This is a genomic window from Stenotrophomonas sp. 99219_Sma (genome assembly GCF_056480785.1).
The window spans coordinates 4,477,427-4,497,308 of record NZ_CM151117.1 but is presented as its reverse complement, the minus strand read 5'-3'; the positions used below and the strand labels follow the sequence as shown (position 1 = coordinate 4,497,308).

Sequence of the window (19,882 nt, the reverse complement as noted above, 5' to 3'; positions counted from 1 at the left end):
ATCTCTCCTGTAGAGTCGAGCTTGCTCGACTGCTTTGCGCGTTCAGTCGAGCAAGCTCGACTGTACGAAAGCGGTGGCGCGTCATTCTGAGGTGAATTTCTCCACCGCGGAAATCACGCTCGCGCGATCCATCGCTTCTTCATCCTGGCGGTTGCGGATCAACACATAGTGGCCTTCCGCCGGCGACAGCACCTCGATCACCTCGCCGCGGTAGTTGGTGATCTCGATGAAGCCGTTGCCCACGCCGTTGAGGTTGTCGATCTCGGCAATTAATGTCTCCAGGCTCACGATGGCGCCGCCCTTGTCCGTTCCGCCGCCAGTGCGGGGATTGTCGAAGTACACGCTTATCTTCGGCTGCCTGGTCCTATGCCAGTTGTTGACGTCAACGATGTGATGTGTGGACCACCTGAAGTCATCTTCTGATTCGTTGCCGTTGAATTCACACCGGAAGATCGGCAGGCACAGGAACAGACCCGTGCGCTTCTCGATTCGGTTCAGAAGCCCGTGATACATGCTGGGAACCGCCATCGCATGGGTAAACCCGTAGGCGTTGGGTGGAATCTCGAAGAGCGTTGGCCCATCATGTGAAAGATTGTGCGGTGCGTTCAGCACAACGCTGGCGGCGAATTCCGGATCATCGACATTCTTGGACGCGATCGCGAGGTCATGTGCCTTGGCATTCCTTATGCAGCAATAGAGCGTGTAGGTCGCGACTACGTACCTGCTGAAGTAGCAGCCGTGGGCCTCGGCTACCTCTGCGAACGTCGTTAACAGGTCATCCTTGGTGATCATGGGCATCTGGATGGTGGAAAGGCACATAATGGTTTGCTGAAGGTCTTCCGGCCATGCAACTTGTCTGAAAGCACCCGGTTGGCGTCAGAGCCCTTTTCCGTTGGAAAAGGAGTCCGACCCCGATACGCTGCGGGCATGACCCGCAACGTGCTCTTCCTCTGCAGCCAGAACCGCCTGCGCAGCCCCACCGCCGAGCAGGTATTTGCCGATTGGCCGGGCATCGAGACCGCCTCGGCCGGGTTGCTGGCCGACGCCGAGGAAGTACTCAGCCCCGAGTTGCTGCAGTGGGCGGACCTGGTGTTCGTTATGGAAAAGGCGCACCGCAACCGTCTGTCCAGCCGTTACAAGGCATGGCTGAACGGCAAGCGGGTGATCTGCCTGGAAATCCCGGACGATTACGACTACATGGACCCGGTGCTGGTGGAGTTGCTCAAGCGCAAGGTGGCGCCGTTCCTGCGCTGACGGGCTGTTGTAGAGCCGAGCCCATGCTCGGCTGCTTCTGGTGGGAAAGGCAGTCGAGCACGGCTCGACTCTACAAAGGCAGTCGAGCAAGCTATGCCGGTCGTCCTGACCGGCACCCTTCGGGCCGTCGCAAGCGACGTTGGCAGCGGCTCCTGCCGCTACCTTCGACTCTACAATGGGGCCTGACATCTTCCAGGAACGCCCCGATGACCGAACCCACGCTGCACGTCACCGTGAAGTTGAACGCCAAGCTGCAGCCCGAGCATCGCCACGAACTGTTCGAGGATCCGCTCGATGCGCTGCTGCAGGCGGCCCAGGTGGGCGAGCTGACCGGCGGCGGCACCGCGATGTCCGACCTCGGCGAGGTCGAATACGGCGATATCGAAGTGGCGCTGGTCGATGCGGCCGGCGTGCCGAAGCTGATCGACCTGCTGGAGCAGCTGGGCGCACCGAAGGGTTCGCAGCTGCAGGGTGCGGGCGAGGCCGACCGCAGCTTCGGCGTGACCGAGGGGCTGGGCATCTACCTGGATGGCCTGAACCTGCCCGACGAGGTCTACGAACAGTGCGATTCCAACCATGTGTTCGAGCAGCTGTCGGAGAACATCGACGGCCTGGGCGAGATCTGCAGCTGGTGGCAGGGGCCGACCGAGACCGCGCTGTACATGTACGGCGAATCGTTCGAAGCGATGCGTGATGCGATTGCCGAATTCGTGGCCAGTTATCCGCTGTGCCAGAACGCACGCGTGGTGCAGATCGCCTGAGGGCAGAAAATGTAGAGCCGAGCCATGCTCGGCTGCTTCTGGCGGGAAAAACAGCCGAGCATGGCTCGGCTCTACAGAAGAGCGTTATCGGCCGGCTGACTGCCGGGCGTTGTCACGCAGCGCCATGTCCTTGCCCAGATGATAGCCGCCGTAGAACAGCACGAAGGCGGCGATGAGGCTCCAAAGGATGATCCTGAGGGGGCTTCGTGGTGTCGGCTTGCTGTCCTGCATGCGGGTTCTCCCAAGGCGGCGGTGCCGCCGCCCACCCAGCTTGCGCTGCAGTGTCCGGGTACGCAAGCGGGCGGTGCGCACACGCCGCTGCGCCGCGCCGGATTGATCCTGCTCAAGGCACGGCCTGCACATCCGGTGTGCAATGGTGTTGTTCCCATCTGGCAGACCGCCACGGAGCCCCACCATGTACAAGCGCATCCTGATTGCCACCGACGGATCCGAGCTGGCCGACAAGGGCCTGGCCAAGGGTCTGGAGCTGGCCAAGGACCTCAACGCCGAGGTCGATATCGTGACCGTTTCCGAGCCGTGGGCCGTCGGCATGTACGACGCCATGGGCTGGAGCGTGGGCTACATGAACAGCCCTGAATACAAGGCCGACCGCGAGGAAGGTGCGCAGAAGGTGCTGCAGCCGGCGCTGGCCAAGGCCGCCGAGCAGGGCATTACCGCCAACCCGGTGCACGTGCTGGACCGCTATGCGGCTGACGGCATCATCGAGACCGCCGGCGAGCGCAACAGCGACCTGATCGTGATGACCTCGCATGGCCGCCGTGGCGTGACCCGTGTGCTGCTGGGCAGCCAGACCGCTGAAGTGCTGGCACGCAGCACGCTGCCGGTGCTGGTCATCCGCTGATACAAGCGTTCCCGGGGAGGGGACCCGACGCCGGCCGCAGGATGCGCGCCGGCGTCATCTTTTGTGGGGGCCGGCAGGGGCCCATCCACGCATGGCGTGGATCTACTGAATCGCAGGGATCCGACCCCGGTCACATCACCAGCTGTACAGCTTCCAGTACACCGGCGATACGCCGTCCTTGTCGTTGTCGAAACGGCCATCGCCGTTCTTGTCGTACATGTAGAACGGGGCACCGCGCGACGGGGTCACCTTGACCATGCGCAGCTGGCCGGACACGCGGTATTCCTCGATGACATCGCCGTTGTCCATGGTGCGCTTGGACACATCCGCGCCCTTGACGTCCACCGGGGGAGCGCCCGCGCCACCCATGCTGGCGCAGCCAGCGAGCAGGAGCAGGGAAGCCAGCATCAGGGTCTTCATCGGCGGGGGCCTTTGCCTGGAAAGAGCCTTGATTATGCCCCATCGCCGCGGCTGTGCCGTGTCGTCGCAGTGCAGGCACGGGCGCGTAGAATCAACCCATGAGCAGATTAGTCCTGATCGACGGGTCCAGTTACCTGTACCGCGCGTTCCACGCGCTGCCGCCCCTGTCCAATGCACAGGGCGAACCCACCGGCGCGCTGTTCGGCGTGGTCAACATGCTGCGCTCGACACTGAAGGAGCGCCCGGCCTACGTGGCATTCGTGGTCGATGCGCCGGGCAAGACCTTCCGTGATGACCTGTACGACCAGTACAAGGCCAACCGCCCGCCGATGCCCGACGAGCTGCGCAGCCAGGTTGAACCGATGTGCCGCATCGTTGAAGCACTGGGCATCAGCATCCTGCGCATTCCCGGCGTGGAGGCCGATGATGTGATCGGCACGCTGGCCCTGCAGGGCGTGGCACAGGACCTGAAGGTGACCATCTCCACCGGCGACAAGGACTTTGCCCAGCTGGTGCGCCCGGGCATCGAGCTGGTCAACACCATGACCGGCAGCCGCATGGATTCCGATGCCGCGGTGATGGAGAAGTTCGGCGTGCGCGCCGATCAGATCATCGACCTGCTGGCGTTGATGGGCGATACCGTCGACAACGTGCCGGGCGTGGAGAAATGCGGGCCGAAGACCGCCGCCAAGTGGCTGGCCGAGTACCAGCACCTGGACGGGGTGATGGCCGCCGCGCCGACCATGAAGGGCAAGATCGGCGAGAACCTGCGCGCCGCGCTGGAGCGCCTGCCGCTGAACCGCGAGCTGGTGACCATCCGCACCGACGTAGAGCTGGACGCCAGCCCGACCACGCTGGCCCTGCGCGAGCAGGACGTGCCGGAGCTGACCGAGCTGTATGCGCGCTACGGCTTCACCCAGGCGCTGAAGGAGCTGGGTGCACCGCTGCCGGCGCCGACGGCCGCCAGCGAAGCAACGCCGAGCCTGCGTGGCACCGCCGCCGGGTTCGCCCGTGGCAGCGCCGAGGCACCGGCCGTCGGCACGCTGGATCCGGCGCTGGCCGCGCCGGGTGAATACGAGACCGTGTTGACCGCAGAGCAGCTGCTGGCTTGGGTGGAGCGCCTGCAGCAGGCGGACCTGATCAGCTTCGATACCGAAACCGATGCGCTGGACGCGATGCGCGCGCGCCTGGTGGGCATCAGTCTGGCGGTCGAGCCGGGCAAGGCCGCCTATATTCCGGTCGGCCACGATTACCCGGGCGCGCCGGCGCAGCTGCCGATGCAGCAGGTGCTGGATGCGCTGAGCCCGGTGCTGCAGGACCCGGCAAAGAAAAAGCTGGGCCAGCATGGGAAGTACGACCTGCATGTGCTGCGCCGCCACGGCGTGGAGGTGCAGGGCTACCACGACGACACCATGCTCGAGAGCTTCGTGCTCAATTCCACCGCCACCCGCCACGACATGGATTCACTGGCCCTGCGTTACCTGGGCTACAACACCATCAAGTTCGAGGACGTGGCCGGCAAGGGCGCCAAGCAGATTCCGTTCTCGCAGGTGGGCATCGACGAAGCCAGCCGCTATGCGGCCGAGGACGCCGACATCACCCTGCGCCTGCACCGCGCGCTGCAGCCGCAGCTGCTGGCCGAGCCGGCGCTGGACAGCGTGTACCGCGACATCGAGATGCCACTGGTACCGGTGCTGACCACGATCGAAGCCAATGGCGTGCGGATCGACACCGATGAACTGCGCCGGCAGAGCCAGGACCTGTCCTCGCGCATGCTGGCCGCGCAGCAGAAGGCCACCGAGCTGGCCGGCCGTAGCTTCAACCTGGATTCGCCCAAGCAGCTGCAGGCGGTGCTGTTCGATGAGCTGAAGCTGCCGGCGGTGGTGAAGACCCCGAAGGGCCAGCCCAGCACCAATGAAGAGGCGCTGGAGGCGATCGCCGACCAGCACGAGCTGCCGCGGGTGATCCTGGACTACCGGGGCCTGGCCAAGCTGCGCAGCACCTACACCGACAAGCTGCCGGAGATGGTCAACCCGGACACCGGCCGGGTGCATACCAGCTACCACCAGTCCGGTGCCGCCACCGGCCGCCTGTCCTCGTCAGACCCGAACCTGCAGAACATCCCGATCCGCACCGAGGATGGCCGCCGCATCCGCCGCGCGTTCATCGCCCCGGAGGGCTTCCAGCTGCTGGCGGCCGACTATTCGCAGATCGAGCTGCGGATCATGGCCCACCTGTCCGAGGACCCGGGCCTGGTGCGTGCCTTCGAGCAGGGCGCCGACGTGCACCGCGCCACTGCCGCCGAGGTGTTCGGGCGCACGCTGGAGGAAGTGACCCCGAACGAGCGCCGCGCGGCCAAGGCGATCAACTTCGGCCTGATGTACGGCATGAGCGCCTTCGGCCTGGCGCGCAACCTGGGCATCGACCGTGGCCAGGCGCAGGACTACGTGGCGCTGTACTTCAGCCGCTACCCGGGCGTGCGTGATTTCATGGAGCGGATGCGCCAGCAGGCCCGCGACCAGGGCTATGTGGAAACCCTGTTCGGCCGCCGCCTGTACCTGAACGACATTCATGCACGTAACCAGGGCCTGCGCGCCGGTGCCGAGCGCGCCGCGATCAACGCGCCGATGCAGGGCACCGCCGCCGACATCATCAAGCGCGCGATGGTGGACGTGGACCAGTGGCTGCGGGACAGCGGCGCACCGGCACGGATGATCCTGCAGGTGCACGATGAACTGGTGTTCGAAACCGAAAGCAGTTTCGTCGAAGAGTTGCGTTTGCAGGTGGTCGAGCGCATGTCGCAAGCGGCCAAACTGCGGGTGCCGCTGGTGGTCGATACCGGCATCGGCAACAACTGGGACGAAGCACACTGAGGGTGTTTCAGGCCGAAAACGACGTGAATTCGTTCATTCGTCAGAGGTTTCTGACTCGATCATGAATGTTGCCCTGATGGAGGTTCATTAAATTGGGCCCCTTCACGAACCGTTAGTGTTCGGAGTGCTTCTATAACTCTCGACAGGCGCAACGCCTGTTGTGGATCTCTCCCATCCCCTGGAGCAGATCTCGGAACGGGGACTCCTCCCCAAGTGCCCGTTCCCCGGCCCCGTTGACCTCCCCCTGGTCAGCGGGGCTTTTTATTTGTGCCGTTGCCAGATGACGTGGCCTGCGCCACGCTGGGCCACCGCTCCGCAGGGGAACCCGCAATGCCCGATCTGTTCTCACTGGCGATGCCGTGGTGGGAGTTCATCCTGCGCGCGGTGGTGGTCTACGTCGTGGTGCTGGGCATGGTCCGGCTGAGCGGCAAGCGCCCGCTGGGGCAGATCACCCCGTTCGACGTACTGCTGGTGGTGCTGCTGGGCAACGCGGTGCAGAACGCGCTGCTGGGTACCGATACCTCGCTGGGCGGCGGCCTGCTGCTGGCGGCCACCCTGATCCTGCTCAACTATGGGGTGGGCTGGGTCAGTACCCGCAGCCGGCGCATCGAGCGCCTGGTGGAAGGAGAACCGGTAGTGATCGCGCGTGATGGGCGCCTGTTCGACGCCGTTCTGCGCCGTGAGCAGGTCACCCGCGCCGATTTCGAGGCCGCCATGCGCCAGCAGGGCTGCCTGGGCGTGGAGGATGTCGAGTTGGCCCTGCTGGAGATCAACGGGCACATCACCATCATCCCCAGGAAGAGCACCTGACGTGTAGCGTCGAGCAAGCTCGACGCTACGGGTACCCCTTCCCGCGCCCTCAGAGCGCGGCTTCGGCCTTCAGTGCCGGCCAGTTGCGGGTGGCGTCCACATCGCAGGCTACATGCGTGCCCTCGCCATCCTTCGCGCAGATCGCTGCCATGGCCTGCGGGATCTTCGGGTCGGCGGTGTGCGAATACACCGCTGCCAATGCCAGGCACCCTTCGCGGACACCGGCGCCGCACAGCGTCTCGAAATAGGGCAGCGACGCGGCCCATTTCTCGGCCTCGAACAGCGCTTCGCCGGCAACCTTGCAACCGAGCAGCTTGCCCTCGGTGCAGCAGGCCTTGGCGCCGTCCTTGCGTGCCAGGGTGGGGCAATCCAGTGGCAGCGGGATCTCCACGAACGCCACCGGCGGCGTGCAGCTGGCATTGCCTGCGGCGGGCTTGCGCTCGTAGTAGGCGAAGCGGTTGCCGCCGTCGACGCTGGCGAGGTTTCCGTTCTTCAGCGGTTGCAGCACGAAGTCGCTGCCGACATCGGGACGGATGAGGATGCGGCCGTCCTGCAGGCGCGCGCGCAGGCGCTGGTCGCGGCCCTCGGCCTCAACCAGGCCGGCATCGAGGAAGCGCAGCTGCGAGAGCACACCGTACTCGGCTTCATAGCTCCCACACGGCAGCGCAGTGGCCGGCACCGGAGCCAGTGAAGCGACCGGCGCAGCGGCCAGGCTGGCAAGCGCCTTGGCGCGGCCGCAGGCCACGCCGTCCGCGCGCTGCGCGCACGACAGCTGCAGCGCTTCGTGGGCCTGCAACAGGCGCCCGCCACTCCACAGCACCTCGGCAACGTCGGCGCAGAAGGTCTCGCCGTGCTGCTGCCGGCACAATGTGGCCAGCTCATCGAGCTGCGCGGACGGCAACACGGGATCAACCGAATGCTGCAGCCCGAGCAGGGACTTGCCGATCATCTCCAGCCCGACCACCTCGGCGATCGCCCTGCAACCCTCGGCGTTGAAGGACGCGGAATCCTCCTTGCAGATCTCCGGCTTCGGCGGCTCGGCCCGTGCAGGCGCCGGGGCAGCGTCCTTGGCCTGCTGCTGGTAGGTCTCCAACAGCTGGGAGCAGGCCGCGCCCACGCCCTCGGCACACCAGGCGTGCAGCTTCACCGGTGCGGCCTCGGGCAGCGCCTCCAGGCACTCGGAGGTGTTCATCACGCAACCATCTTCGATGGGCTCGGGCATCGTCCTGCAGGCGGCGGCGTGCTCACGGGTGAACTCGCGATAGGGCGTGTTGATCGTGCGGTCGTTGTCCGAGAAGAACCAGTTTTCCAGGCGTCCCGTGGACAGGTTGCCGGTGCCGAGCACGTCTTCCTGGCGGGCGATGCGCAGCTCCTCGGTGGCCTGGTAGGGGCCGGACAGGAAGGCGTGGCCTTCGCTCTCGATGGTCAGCGTGATAGTGCCGCCGCTGTCCTTGTAGGTGCCGCAGGCCATCGACTGCGCGGCAGCCGGCAGACTTGCCGAGGCCAGCGCGAGCAACAGCAGGGAGCGCCAGCCCGCAGCGCGGGGGCGGAGGGAAACAGCAGCAGGCATGACGTCATCCTTGAAGAAGAAAAAAGACGACCTGTCCGGTGCAGGACGCACCGCAGGCAGGAGAAGACGCCACGCGTCAGGCGTGGCGCCGGAAGGTCAGAGCCAGTCGCGCGGCACCAGGTAATCGGCCAGGCGTGCCTCGGCGCTACCCGCTTCCGGGGTGAAGCCGTACTCCCAGCGCACCCGCGGCGGCAGGCTCATCAGGATGCTTTCGCTGCGGCCACCACTCTGCAGGCCAAACAGCGTGCCGCGGTCGTAGACCAGGTTGAATTCCACATAGCGGCCGCGTCGGTACAGCTGGAACTCTCGCTCGCGCTCGCCGTAGGCCGTGTCCTTGCGCTGCTGCACGATCGGCAGGTAGGCATCCAGGAAGCCATCGCCGACCGCACGCAGATAGTCGAAATCGCGCTCGAAGTCACCGTGCAGGTCGTCGAAGAACAGGCCGCCGACGCCGCGCGTTTCATTGCGGTGGCGCAGGAAGAAGTACTCGTCGCACCAGCGCTTGTGCGCGGCATAGCGTTCTTCGCCGAACGGGGCGCACAGGTCGCGCGCGACCCGGTGCCAGTGCTGCACGTCCTCGTCGAACGGATAGAACGGGGTCAGGTCGAAGCCACCGCCGAACCAGCTGGCCACCACTTCGCCGTCGCGCTGCGCCTGGAAGAAGCGCACGTTGGCATGGGTGGTCGGCACGTAGGGGTTGAGCGGGTGGAACACCAGCGACACGCCAGTGGCACGCCAGGAGGCGCCAGCCAGTTCCGGACGGTTGGCCGAGGCCGATGGCGGCAGGCGGCTGCCGGCCACGTCGGAGAAGCCGATGCCGGCCTGCTCGAACACCGCACCGTCGCGCAGCACGCGGGTACGCCCGCCACCGCCCTCCGCACGCTGCCACAGGTCTTCCTGGAAGCGGGCCTGGCCATCGACGGCCTCGATCGCCGCACAGATGCGGTCCTGCAGGTCGGTGAGGTAGGCGCGCACGCGCTCGAATTCGTTCATGGCGCGTACTTTACCGCAGGGCCCGCCCGAAGCTGCGGACAGGCCCTGGCCTGCTCAGCGCTTGCGGTTGGAGTTGCGCGGCGCCGGAGCGTCGTCCTCGGCTGCCTCATCAACCGCCTTCTGCAGGGCACCACCCAGCGTGATCAGCTCCCAGTTCTGGGTGCCGAGCACGTCGCAGGCCACGTGCAGGCCGCTGCGGTCGGCCTTGCAGAGCTGCTCCAGGGTTGCCCGTGCGTCCAGTTCCGCGCCGTTGCCCTGCGCGGTCACCAGGTTCTCGCACCCTTCGCGCACGCCGGCGCGGCAGACCGTGGTGTAGTGCCCGGCAGCCTGCAGCCAGTCGCCGGACAGCGCAAGGCGGTTGCCGAGAATGTTGCAGCCCTGCAGCTTGCCCTGCGCGCAGCAGGCTTCGGCACCGCCCTCGTTGGCCAGCGCCAGCGGGCAATCCTGCGGCAGTGGCAGCACCTTGAACTGCTTCGGTGCACTGCACCGGGTCGGGCCCTCGCCGGTGGGGACGAACACCTGGAAGCGGGTCCAGTTATCCAGGCCCAGCAACTGGCCGCCGGGCAGCGGGCGCAGCACGAAGTCGCCGTCCCGGTCGTGGTGGATGCGGATGTCGCCCGCTTCGACGCGTGCGCGAAGATGGCTGCTCCAGCCCACACCGACCAGGCCGGCGTCACCGAAATCCAGCGTGTCCATCAGGCCGCCGTCGGACCGGTAGTTGCCGCAGGGCAATGCAGTCGCGGGCTGCGGTCGCAGCGATGCGCCCACTGCCTGCAACGCCGGCAGGCGCTCGCAGGTGGCGGTGTCATTGCCGGGGGTGCAGGCTGCAGCCAGGGCCTGCACCGCCTGCTGGGGATCTCCCGCGTCCCAGGACAGCTCAGCCACGCGGGTGCAGAAGCCGCCGTGCGCTACCTCGCGGCACAACCGCAACAACTGTTGCCGCCGCTCAGCTGGAATGATCACCGGCACGGTCGGCGCCGTCATCGTCACCATGGCTTCGGTCATGGCGGCCGTCATCGCGGCCTTGACCAGCTGCTCCTGCACTGCCGGGTCGGCCTCGAGTGCGGCGGCACACGCCGGGGTTCCCTGTTCGAAGCCACCGTTGTCACAGGCGGCGGGGAGTTTGATGCCGGACAAGGCGGCGTCGAGCGCTGCCTTTGCCAGGGCGGGATCGGCCTCGACCGTGGGTTTGGCCTCCTCGTGCCAACGATCGGCCAGTTGCAGGCACATGCCGGGCACGCCTTCCCGGCACCCTGCTTCCAGCGCGGCCGGGGTCGCTTCGCGACGGTTGTCCAGGCACGCGGCCGCATCGGCCAGGCAGCTGCCATTAGCCGGCGTGGCGGCTGCGGCGCACTGTGCGGGGGCCTGCAGGAGGTAGACCGTGCCATCCACCTCGACCGTGCGGCCACGATCGCGCACCTGCAGCGCGCTGGGCAGGCCGTACTCCAGGTTCACCAGCTGCAGCTTTCCGTCGATCTGCTGGAACGCGACCGGAGACGGCGCACTGCCGAAGTGCTTCTGCTCGCCGCGGTTCGGTGAGCTGATGCGCAGCGTGCCGCTGCCTTCGTCGGCCTTGAACAGGCCGCATTGCGGCGATTGTGCGGCAGCCATCGGCGCGGCCAGCAGCAGGGCCCAGGCCAGCCAGCGGCGGCGCGGTGCGGGTGAATGCATGTCGTCTCCTTGACGATCGAACGGGAAGCTCCTGGCGCTACGGCGAACCCTGGCCCTCGCGCGGGGGCGTGCATTGTGCCGTGCCGGGCAGTGGCCGGTAACGCTGGTAGCCGGTCTGGGTATCCATGCCGAGCAGGTCGCCATTGCCGAGCTGGCGCAGCACAAGGGTTTCGCCGTTCTGCTGCAGCTGGACGGCGCCTTCGTGCAGGCGGGCACGCGCGCCATCACCGAAGTCGAGCATGTCGATCACTCCACCGTCGGCCTGATAGCGGCCGCACGGCACCCGCTGCAACGGCACCAGGCGCAGGTCGGTGCCGAGTTCACGCAGCGGTGCAGTACGTTCGCAGGCACTGACGCGGCCCGCATCGCAGACCACCTGCAGGGCCTGCACTGCCAACGCAGGTTCCAGCGCGTTCAATTGCTGCGCGGCCACTTCCACGCAGAAGCGGCCACTGCGGTGCTGCAGGCACCGCTGCTGCAGCTGATCGCGTGCAGCGGCCGGAAGCGGCGAACCCAGCGTGTCTTCGTCTTCCTGCTGCAGGCGTTGATTCACCCGCTGCATGGCGGCAGCCAATGCATCATTGGTCAGCGCCTCGCAGGCCTGCGGGTCATGCCCGGGCGTGTGTTCGCGGCAGGCAGGCGGGCGTTCAAAGCCCGTGGCACCGACGTCGTCGGTGGCCTTTGCTGGGCTGCCATCCCGCAGTTGTCGCAGCAGCGCCGAGCAGCCCGCGCCAACGCCTTCGTCGCACGCGCGCTGGATCTGGCCGGGCGAAGCCGCGGGCAGCTGCGCAATGCAGTGGCTGCCGGCGGCGCGGCAGCTGCCGGCAATCGCGGCGGGTTCGCTGGCGCAGTCCCGGGACTGGCGCAGCGTGTAGACCACCACGTCGTCTTCGATGCGCTGCCCATCGGCGCTGATCCGGACCGGCAGTGCCACGCCATCGTCGAGCATGACCAGTCGGGCCTGCGCCGCACTGCGATCGACCCACAGCGGCTCCGGCTCGCTGCCGTCGTCGCGGCGGTAGCCGCTGCTGGGTGATGTGAATATCAGCGCCATGCCACCGTCGGTGCTGCGGTATTCGCCACAGCGCAGCGCATCGGCGGCGGCAGGCAGCGCGGCGAACAGCAGCAGCGCGGGGAGAAGGGTCAGCAAGCGCATGCGACGGTCCTTGTCGTGCGGAAAAGGGGTGTGGCTCAGTGGAAGCGCGAGCGGATGTCTGGTCGCAGCAGTCGCCAGGCCAGCCAACCCTGCAGGCCGAGGAGTACGAATGACATGGCCACCATGGTCAGCGTGATCAACCAGCGTTTCAGATGGAGTTCCTGTTGCAGGACGGCGTCGTCGGATAGAAACGGGATGACGTCGCGCATGAACACGTCCAGCCACCCGGCGATCGCAAAGTTGGTCAATGCACTCATCAGCAGGATGGCCACAAAGCTCCACAGGCCCCAGCTGCGCTCGCGTAGCAGTCCCCAGCTGGCCAGCGTCGAGGCAAGGCACAGCAGTGCGACGATCATCGACGCGGCCACCGGATGCGCCAGAAGCCAGATCAGGCTGTGCAGGTGCTGGAGTTGTACTTCCCTCTCAACCAGGTGCCAGATCGGAAGGTTGTGCAGCGGCCACAGCAGCAGTCCCTGCATCACGAAGTAGATCGTGAGCAGCAGTGACAGCCAGAACGAGGCGTGTGCGATCGGGCGCACCCAGGCGTGATAGGTCGGTTGGACCAGCGAAGGAATCGGCGGGATCGACATTGACATCCGGTGTCCTTGCAATCGGTGCCCGCGCGCTCAGCGGGCCGTCACCCGGGTGGCGACGGCCGGCAGGATATGGTGTTCGCTCAGCGGTGCCAAGGGCAGGCCGTGCGGTGGCTGCAGCGGCACCCAGGCCAGTTCGGCGATCTCCGCGCGTGCCTGTGGCATGCCGTCCACCTGCACCCACCAGGCCTGGGCCTGCACGCGGTGGCCAGGCTCGTTCACCGCCCAGTCCTGGAACGTGCCCAGCGCGATGGAGGCATCGGTGCACAGCTGCACGCCGAGTTCCTCGTCCAGCTCGCGGGCCAGCGCCTGCAGTGGCGCTTCGCCGGGTTCGGGCTTGCCGCCGGGCTGGATGAAGCGGGTGGCGCCGTGCTTGCGCACCACCAGCGCCCGGCCGCGGTCATCCAGGATGACCGCGGCCACGATGTGGATCGTGGCCGCGGCGTTGCTCACTTCAGGTTCTGCTCGAACAGCTTGAGGATGCGCTTGTACTGGTCCAGCCAGGAATCGGCGCGGACGTAGCCGTGGCGCTCCAGCGGGTACGGAGCGATCGACCAGTTGTCCTTGTGCAGTTCGATCAGGCGCTGGGTCAGGTTCACCGAGTCCTGGAAGAACACGTTGTCATCCATCATGCCGTGGGCAATCAGCAGGTTGTCCTGCAGGTTCTGCGCGTACTCGATCGGCGAGGACACGCGGTACGCCTCCGGATCGATGTCCGGGGTGTTGAGGATGTTGCTGGTGTAGCCATGGTTGTACTGGTGCCAGTCGACCACCGGGCGCAGCGCGGCGCCGGCCTTGAACGTGCCCGGCGAGCGGAACAGCGCCATGAAGGTCATGAAGCCGCCGTAGGAACCGCCGTAGATGCCGGCGTGGTCGCGGTCACCCTGCTGGGTGTCGACCAGCCAGTCCAGGCCGTCCTTGTAGTCTTCCAGTTCCGGGTGGCCCATGTTGCGGTAGATCGCCGTACGCCAGTCGCGGCCGTAGCCCTCGCTGCCGCGGTAATCCATGTCCAGCACGATGTAGCCCTTCTGCACCAGCAGGTTGTGGAACATCTGCTCGCGGAAGTAGGCCGGGTAGCGCTGGTGCACGTTCTGCAGGTAGCCGGCGCCGTGCACGAACATCACGATCGGGTACTTCTTCCCCGGTTCCTTGTTTTCCGGTTCGTAGTACTTGGCCCAGACCACGCCGGCACCATGCTTGGACGGCACTGCCACCAGCTTCGGCTGGATCCACTGGCGCGCCTTGTAGTCGGCAGTGCGGGTGTCGGTCAGCACGCGGGCCTGGCCACCGGTGCTCGGCAGCACGGCCAGCTGCGGCGGCAGGTAGGCGCCGGAGTAGCGCACCAGCAGCTGCTGGCCGTCCGGCGACAGCGAGAAGTCTTCCACGCCGTTGAGGCTGGTCAGCTCGCGCACCTGGCGGCTGCCGGTGTCGATCGCGCAGACTTCGTAGTCATGCGGGGCCTGCTGGTTGCACAGGAAGTAGAAGCCCTTGCCATCGGCCGACGGCACCGGCGCCGAGGTTTCCCACTTGCCGCTGGTCAGTGCCTGCGGCTTGGCGGTGCCGGCCTGGGTGTACAGGTGCGAGAAGCCCGATTCCTCCGACAGCAGCCACAGCGTGCGGCCATCGGCCATCCAGCCGAAATCATTGAAGCCCCAGTTGATCCAGCCGTTGTCGGTCAGGCGATGGCGGTTCTGCACGCGGCCATCGGCAGCGTTGACGCTGATGATCCAGCGGTCCTTGTTGTCGTTGGCACGCAGCATCACCGCGGCCTGCTGGCCGTCGGGGCTCCAGCGGATGCCACCGCCCATGAAGTCGCTCATCACCTGCACGCTGCGGTCGCCCTTCAGTGCGTCCTTGCCGGCCTTGCGGCGCAGCTCGGCCAGCGGGTCGGTGGCGATGCCGGGCAGGCTGGACAGCGAGACCTTCTCGGCTTTGCCGGTGCGCACGTCCACGTACCACAGGGTGTGCGGCTCGAAGCCGTTACGGCCGACGCGGGTGCGGGTGTCTTCGGTTTCCTCGTAGCCCGACTCGGTCACGTACAGCGGCATCTTGCCGCCGCGGCCGTCATCGAAGTCCTTCGGCTTGGTCACCACGATCAGGTGGGTCAGGTCCGGCGACAGCACGCTGTCGGCGATCTCCACGTCGGTGCCCAGGTACACCGGGCCCGGCGCGCGGGTCGGGTCGGCCTGGCGCCAGCGCTGGTCCTGGTCCTTCAGGGCCTCGCGCTGGTCGCGGTCGCGGCGCAGGGTTTCCAGCGTGCGCAGTTGCTGGTCGCGCAGTACGTCGGCCTTCGGCGGCGTGCGCGGATCCTTCTCGGCCTTCAGGCTGGCCACCTGCTGCACACCGCTGGCGGCGGTCCAGTGGAACCAGTTCTGGCCAACGCGCCAGATCACGCCATTGTCGGCAGCAAAGTTCACGTTGCCCGCGCGCTCGTTGCTGCGGGTCAGCTGGGTCAGCGCGCCGCTGCGCAGGTCGCGCACGAACACGTCGCCATTGCGGACGAAGGCGCTGCGGCTGCGGCTGCGGTCGTAGACCGGCTCGGCCACGTCCAGGGTGCCACGCTGGTCATCGGCCACCTGTGCGGCCACGCCACCCGCCACCGGCTGGCGGAAGGTATCGCGCACCGGGCTGCCGTTGCGCTTGAGCTGGTATTCCACCTGCTGGCTGTTCCACGACCACCAGGCCTTCTCGACCGGCGGACCGATCCAGTCCGGGTCGGCCATGGCCTGTTCGATGGTGATCGGCGTCGGCGCGGCATGCGCAGCCGGTGCGGCCAGCACGGCCGACAGCAGGAGGGACAGGGGCAGCACTCGGGACATGGGCGGACGGCACCAGAAGAGGAAACCGGCCAAGCGTAGCAGCCGCAAGGGCCCGGGGCAGGGGCCACAGGTCATGGCAGCGGGATTGGCAAAGTGGTGCAACCGGTAACCGGCGTCGCGCATCCATTCTCCTGAACCCGCATCATCCACCGAACAGGAGCCCGACCATGCAGGAACTGATCCCGATCACTCTCTTCATCTGCATCGCCTACGCGATCCACGCCATTGCCGATGCCCGCGCCCGCAGCAAGCTGGTGGCCCCGCACGTGCCGGAGGAAGTGATCCGCTCGCTGGCCGTGCTGGAAGAAGAACGCCGCCGCCAGGGGGCGCTGCGCTGGGGCATCAGCCTGGTCTGCCTGGCGTTGGCCATGGCCCTGCTGGAAGCCATCGGTGCCCGTGACCTGACCTTCGGTGCCGCCGCCGCGCTGGTCGGCAGTGCTGGCCTGGGCCAGCTGCTGGCCTGGCACTTCACCCGCCCCGCCGCGCGCAAGGGCTGAGCCGGCCCATGTCACGGGCACAGGGGGCGCCCCGCAGATGAGCCTGCTCGGCGAAGCATTGTCGGCACTGCGGGGCCGTCGCCGCCACGATGCAGCGGAGACGGCGGCACCCGCCGCACCGCTGGATGCGGACCAGGCCCTGGTGCGGGCCATCATCGATGGCTCGCAGGCGGCGTTTTCGCAACTGGTCGAGACACATCAGCGCACCTGCGCACATGTGATCGGGCGCATGGTGGGCGATCGCGATCAGGTGGCCGACCTGCTGCAGGAGACCTTCCTGGCCGTGTTCCGCCAGCTGCACCGCTTTCGTTTTGAATCCTCGCTGCGCACCTGGGTTTCCCGGGTGGCCTACACCACCGCGCTGCAGCACCTGCGCCGGCGACGGCTGGAGGCGCAATGGATGGTGGCGGTGGAGGTGCCGGAGGAACTGGGAATCGGCGATGAAGGACCGGGGCCGGCTGAACTGAGCGAGGCGCTGCAGGCGGGGCGCCATCTTGGCGTGGCGCTGGAGCGGTTGAGTGCACCGCAGCGCCTGATCGTCGGCCTGCACTACCTGGAGGACTTCGACCTGGTCGAGATCGAGCAGGTGACCGGGCTGGCACGCGGTACCATCAAGAGCCACCTGCACCGCGCGCGCCAGGTCCTGAAGCAGGAACTGACGCGGCATGCCGCCGCCGGAGAACTGCTGTGAGCCCATCGACCGACCCTCGCGATGCGGAAGAACGCGCGCTGGCGCAGGCGTTGCGTGAGCAGACGCAGCAGGAAGAAACGCCGGATGTGAGCGAGGCGCTGCAGAAGCGCATTGCCGCTGAATCGCGCGATAGTGGCGTGGGCTATGTGGTGGTGCAGGTGGCGTTGTTGGGGGCGTTGGTGGCGGCAGCTGTCTGGTATTTCTGGCATTAAGCGATTTATAGACCGACACCAGTCGCATACGGCGTGAATCTTCCTATGCCATTCCCGAGGTCGCTGACTCGGACAATCCCCCACACCCGACGGATTGCGTCAGCTCCAGACGCTATGTGACGGTCCTCGCACTGAGGATAGTTGCAAAGAAATCCGCTGCTATTGATGTCGATGACCCTGCTGGAAAAATCTAAATCGTCAGCAACCGCTGACGTTGGCCAGGAGCCGCGCAAGCTCACGGTCATATCCAGCAGTATCAACTTCAAAGGAGCGGAACAATGTCGAAGATCTGCAAATCCGTGCTTCTCCCACCGGCACTCATCGCAATGCTTGGTCTATCCGGAATCGCATCTGCTGCGCAGGAAAGTGCGACCAATGATCTCACGCAGATCCAGAACGTCTCTGTGCTGGACATCAACCTCGTCAGCGGGGCGGAGCTGCAAGAAGGAGTCAGCGATAGCGAGATCGCGGGTGTGCAATGTACCAACTACTCAAGCGGTGGAACCCACTGCGGTCACTACTCGTCGGGTGACGCAGAAGAGCTCCAGTTCGCGCATGTCGTTCCTGAAGTACAGAAGTTCAACGTCTAAGAATGCGGACGGCCGCCCTTGGGGCGGCCGTCCGCCACCAAGGAGAGGTTGATGAGAACTTCCATAGAGGAAATCAGGAGAGCGATTGAGGATCCGCGTAGAACGGTTGACGTTTGCTCGGTACTTCTGGATGCATGGTTTGAAGCTGCTCCGCGTCGTTTGGGCGAAGCTCTTTCGAAATTCAGAGCGAAGAAGCTCGAGAACCACAAATGTGTGGAGAAATTTGAAAGAACGTTCAAGAAACTGGATCCTGCGGCAAGAAGAAGATTGCTTGGATCCCCGTGGGTTTCTGGATTCATGGATGATCCAGATGGAGTCTCGCATGAAGATCCAGATGGAAGGCCCGTCTCGACCATCGAAGCACTTCATCTCGCCGCAAGGGCGGAGTGTCAAATTTCTCCAAACCATGAAGAAGCGGGAGGGTTGGACCATGGGAAGGAAGTCGAAAGCCCACTAGGGGAGTGGGTGGTAAGGCGGCGTGATTTCGGATTTGAAAAGGTTGAGCGGGCAAAAGTGGGGGGCGTGATCGCTCTGGACGTGGATAGTGGACTGGCACGCCGGAACGAACCTGAGAGCGGAACGTTCTGCAATCCATTCATGAGTATTTCACCAGAAGAGCTTGGGGTAATCCAGGAGAAGCTGGAAGCCGCCATAGAGCTCGTGGATAAAGCCACTCCACATCTGGGTCTGCTGATTCGAATATTCACAAGGCGTGTGTTTGTGAGGAAGTCGATCCAGTTGGGTGATCAGGTTTCACCACTCAATCTTGGATCCGAGTATCGGCCGATTCATGTTGGTTGCATCCGAATTCTCAATGTTCACAGGCCAGAAATGACCGTGGATCTTTGCGCAGAGGCAATTCTGCATGAGTCCGTACACTCGTATCTCTCCGCCTATGAAGAGGTGCACGGGAAGTTCATGTCAGGTGCAATCAGGGTGCGCCCGGTTTCACCATGGTCAGGAAATTTCATTCCCAACCATTCGCTGGCACACGCGGTTTTTGTTTACTACGCCATCCATCAGCTTCTCGGGAGATTGGTTGGTGTCGGCGGCGAGATTGGAGAAGAAGCCGGGAGGAGAATGAAGCGACGACTGATGCACGTAGCGGGCGGATTCTTCATCGAACGGAAGATCTCGACGCTATTCGTACTGGAGTCACCCGCCTCATTGCAGCTGATGGCGGTCGTGGATGAAATTCAGGAGGAGATCAGGGCCCAGTACGGCCGAAAAGTGCAAAGGGAGATGCTGGAGAGCGTGGCATGAAGATTCCAACCATTGTCATCCACTCCGATCCGGAAGACGTTGTCGCAACCGTGCTGAGAGATGTCGAGGGTGTGAGTGTGATCCATCTGGACGAGCTGACTCAAAGTTGGTGCGTTCAGGAGGCTGAGATCATTGAACCCATAGTGGAAACGTCGATTCCTAACATGTGGTCCGCCTACATCATCAACAGAGTCTTCGATCTCTCTTGCACCGAGATTGGCAAGCGTCTTCGTGCATTCGGATTGCATGAGAACTGGGCACACACAGCTTTGGGTTCGGTTCTATCGCGAGCGCACACACTGGCGTATGGAATTGGTCCTCGCGGAGTGAGTAGATCGCTTCTCCCCTTGAATGTGCAGTGGAAGCTTCTTTCCGAGCGTATTCCACGCATTAGAACGCCACGTTTTGCTTTTGGGTTCGGTCATCGAATGCCTGATATGTCGCATCTGGACAAATTCGTACAGAAGTCAGTCTGGTCCTACTTCCGTTGGGACGGTGATTCTGATGTCGCAGAAGGGGAGCAGCAGTGGCATCCATTCTTCGTCGAACAGCCGCAAGGCATCCCAATCATATGTAGCTACCACGGAGAGGCGTTTGCACTGAGTTTCCCTAGGGGGCGACCCAAGGCGGATCTCGGGGCCTTTCCCGCTCTCATATGCGCATGCCGGGAACTTTTCGACAGCAGGATGGGCGAGATTCTGGTGTACCAAGAGAACGAAATCCTGACCTTCTGCGCCTGCAGCCCATACATGGCTGGAATAGGTGAGCTGGGAGAAAGGGAGCAACTTCTTCTACAGGGAGTTCCTTCGAGTTGAAGTTGAGGGCTCTGCAAAGGCCAAGGAGGGTA

21 protein-coding genes are annotated in these 19,882 nt (G+C 65.1%); 11 read left to right on the top strand and 10 right to left on the bottom strand.

The window, feature by feature from the left end; translation table 11 throughout:
- Window positions 1–81: 81 nt before the first annotated feature.
- The gene (locus ACZK13_RS20525; RefSeq protein ID WP_478482128.1) at window positions 82–792 is read right to left on the bottom strand and encodes a hypothetical protein; all 711 of its coding nucleotides are present in this window, start codon (window positions 790–792) and stop codon (window positions 82–84) included.
- A 135-nt stretch (window positions 793–927) separates the two neighbouring features.
- Here ACZK13_RS20525 and ACZK13_RS20520 point away from each other — a divergent pair, with 135 nt between their 5' ends.
- Window positions 928–1,254 (top strand): low molecular weight protein tyrosine phosphatase family protein, encoded by a 327-nt coding sequence (locus ACZK13_RS20520; RefSeq protein ID WP_180837859.1) that lies wholly within the window; start codon window positions 928–930, stop codon window positions 1,252–1,254.
- A gap of 206 nt (window positions 1,255–1,460) precedes the next feature.
- A complete protein-coding gene (locus ACZK13_RS20515; protein WP_049462275.1) occupies window positions 1,461–2,015 on the top strand; it encodes a hypothetical protein in 555 nt (184 codons plus the stop codon).
- Window positions 2,016–2,099: 84 nt separating this feature from the next.
- On the opposite strand, the gene ACZK13_RS20510 is transcribed toward ACZK13_RS20515, so the two are convergent.
- A complete protein-coding gene (locus ACZK13_RS20510) occupies window positions 2,100–2,246 on the bottom strand; it encodes a hypothetical protein (protein WP_006402488.1) in 147 nt (48 codons plus the stop codon).
- A gap of 184 nt (window positions 2,247–2,430) precedes the next feature.
- Here ACZK13_RS20510 and ACZK13_RS20505 point away from each other — a divergent pair, with 184 nt between their 5' ends.
- Window positions 2,431–2,877, top strand: coding sequence for a universal stress protein (locus ACZK13_RS20505; RefSeq protein ID WP_005411629.1), 447 nt, complete (start codon window positions 2,431–2,433; stop codon window positions 2,875–2,877).
- A gap of 135 nt (window positions 2,878–3,012) precedes the next feature.
- On the opposite strand, the gene ACZK13_RS20500 is transcribed toward ACZK13_RS20505, so the two are convergent.
- Window positions 3,013–3,297, bottom strand: coding sequence for a DUF2782 domain-containing protein (locus ACZK13_RS20500; RefSeq protein WP_005411628.1), 285 nt, complete (start codon window positions 3,295–3,297; stop codon window positions 3,013–3,015).
- A 98-nt stretch (window positions 3,298–3,395) separates the two neighbouring features.
- On the opposite strand from ACZK13_RS20500, the gene polA reads away from it, so the two are divergent.
- On the top strand, window positions 3,396–6,170 hold the full coding sequence (gene polA, locus ACZK13_RS20495) for a DNA polymerase I (protein WP_253143655.1): 2,775 nt from the start codon (window positions 3,396–3,398) through the stop codon (window positions 6,168–6,170).
- A 330-nt stretch (window positions 6,171–6,500) separates the two neighbouring features.
- On the top strand, window positions 6,501–6,980 hold the full coding sequence (locus tag ACZK13_RS20490) for a DUF421 domain-containing protein (RefSeq protein ID WP_125893335.1): 480 nt from the start codon (window positions 6,501–6,503) through the stop codon (window positions 6,978–6,980).
- 49 nt (window positions 6,981–7,029) lie between these two features.
- Here the strand turns inward: ACZK13_RS20490 and ACZK13_RS20485 are convergent, their stop codons facing one another.
- The 7 genes from ACZK13_RS20485 to ACZK13_RS20455 form a co-directional block, all read right to left on the bottom strand.
- Entirely contained in the window at window positions 7,030–8,550 is a 1,521-nt protein-coding gene (locus tag ACZK13_RS20485; protein ID WP_478482126.1) for a hypothetical protein, read from the bottom strand.
- A gap of 96 nt (window positions 8,551–8,646) precedes the next feature.
- Window positions 8,647–9,543, bottom strand: coding sequence for an oxygen-dependent coproporphyrinogen oxidase (hemF, locus tag ACZK13_RS20480; protein WP_049424225.1), 897 nt, complete (start codon window positions 9,541–9,543; stop codon window positions 8,647–8,649).
- 54 nt (window positions 9,544–9,597) lie between these two features.
- A complete protein-coding gene (locus tag ACZK13_RS20475) occupies window positions 9,598–11,214 on the bottom strand; it encodes a hypothetical protein (RefSeq protein WP_478482124.1) in 1,617 nt (538 codons plus the stop codon).
- A 37-nt stretch (window positions 11,215–11,251) separates the two neighbouring features.
- Entirely contained in the window at window positions 11,252–12,370 is a 1,119-nt protein-coding gene (locus ACZK13_RS20470; protein ID WP_478482122.1) for a hypothetical protein, read from the bottom strand.
- Between the two features lie 35 nt (window positions 12,371–12,405).
- Window positions 12,406–12,966, bottom strand: coding sequence for a hypothetical protein (locus ACZK13_RS20465; protein WP_336685733.1), 561 nt, complete (start codon window positions 12,964–12,966; stop codon window positions 12,406–12,408).
- A gap of 30 nt (window positions 12,967–12,996) precedes the next feature.
- Window positions 12,997–13,416 (bottom strand): NUDIX hydrolase, encoded by a 420-nt coding sequence (locus ACZK13_RS20460; RefSeq protein ID WP_071228602.1) that lies wholly within the window; start codon window positions 13,414–13,416, stop codon window positions 12,997–12,999.
- A complete protein-coding gene (locus ACZK13_RS20455; protein ID WP_478482121.1) occupies window positions 13,413–15,782 on the bottom strand; it encodes a S9 family peptidase in 2,370 nt (789 codons plus the stop codon). The genes ACZK13_RS20460 and ACZK13_RS20455 overlap by 4 nt, the downstream gene beginning before the upstream one ends.
- A 167-nt stretch (window positions 15,783–15,949) precedes the next feature.
- Between ACZK13_RS20455 and ACZK13_RS20450 the strand changes: the two genes are divergently transcribed.
- The 6 genes from ACZK13_RS20450 (at window position 15,950) to ACZK13_RS20425 (ending at window position 19,850) form a co-directional block, all read left to right on the top strand.
- Window positions 15,950–16,279, top strand: coding sequence for a hypothetical protein (locus tag ACZK13_RS20450; RefSeq protein WP_005414880.1), 330 nt, complete (start codon window positions 15,950–15,952; stop codon window positions 16,277–16,279).
- Window positions 16,280–16,316: 37 nt separating this feature from the next.
- Window positions 16,317–16,970, top strand: a complete 654-nt coding sequence (locus ACZK13_RS20445) for an RNA polymerase sigma factor (RefSeq protein ID WP_100435462.1) — start codon at window positions 16,317–16,319, stop codon at window positions 16,968–16,970.
- On the top strand, window positions 16,967–17,182 hold the full coding sequence (locus ACZK13_RS20440) for a hypothetical protein (protein WP_253143664.1): 216 nt from the start codon (window positions 16,967–16,969) through the stop codon (window positions 17,180–17,182). Before ACZK13_RS20445 ends, ACZK13_RS20440 begins: the two co-directional genes overlap by 4 nt.
- Before the next feature lie 278 nt (window positions 17,183–17,460).
- Window positions 17,461–17,772, top strand: a complete 312-nt coding sequence (locus tag ACZK13_RS20435; RefSeq protein ID WP_253143665.1) for a hypothetical protein — start codon at window positions 17,461–17,463, stop codon at window positions 17,770–17,772.
- 51 nt (window positions 17,773–17,823) lie between these two features.
- Window positions 17,824–19,035 carry a hypothetical protein gene (locus ACZK13_RS20430; RefSeq protein WP_253143666.1) on the top strand — a complete coding sequence of 404 codons (1,212 nt, stop codon included), beginning with the start codon at window positions 17,824–17,826 and terminating at the stop codon, window positions 19,033–19,035.
- Entirely contained in the window at window positions 19,032–19,850 is an 819-nt protein-coding gene (locus ACZK13_RS20425; protein WP_253143667.1) for a hypothetical protein, read from the top strand. Before ACZK13_RS20430 ends, ACZK13_RS20425 begins: the two co-directional genes overlap by 4 nt.
- The last annotated feature ends 32 nt before the right edge of the window (window positions 19,851–19,882 follow it).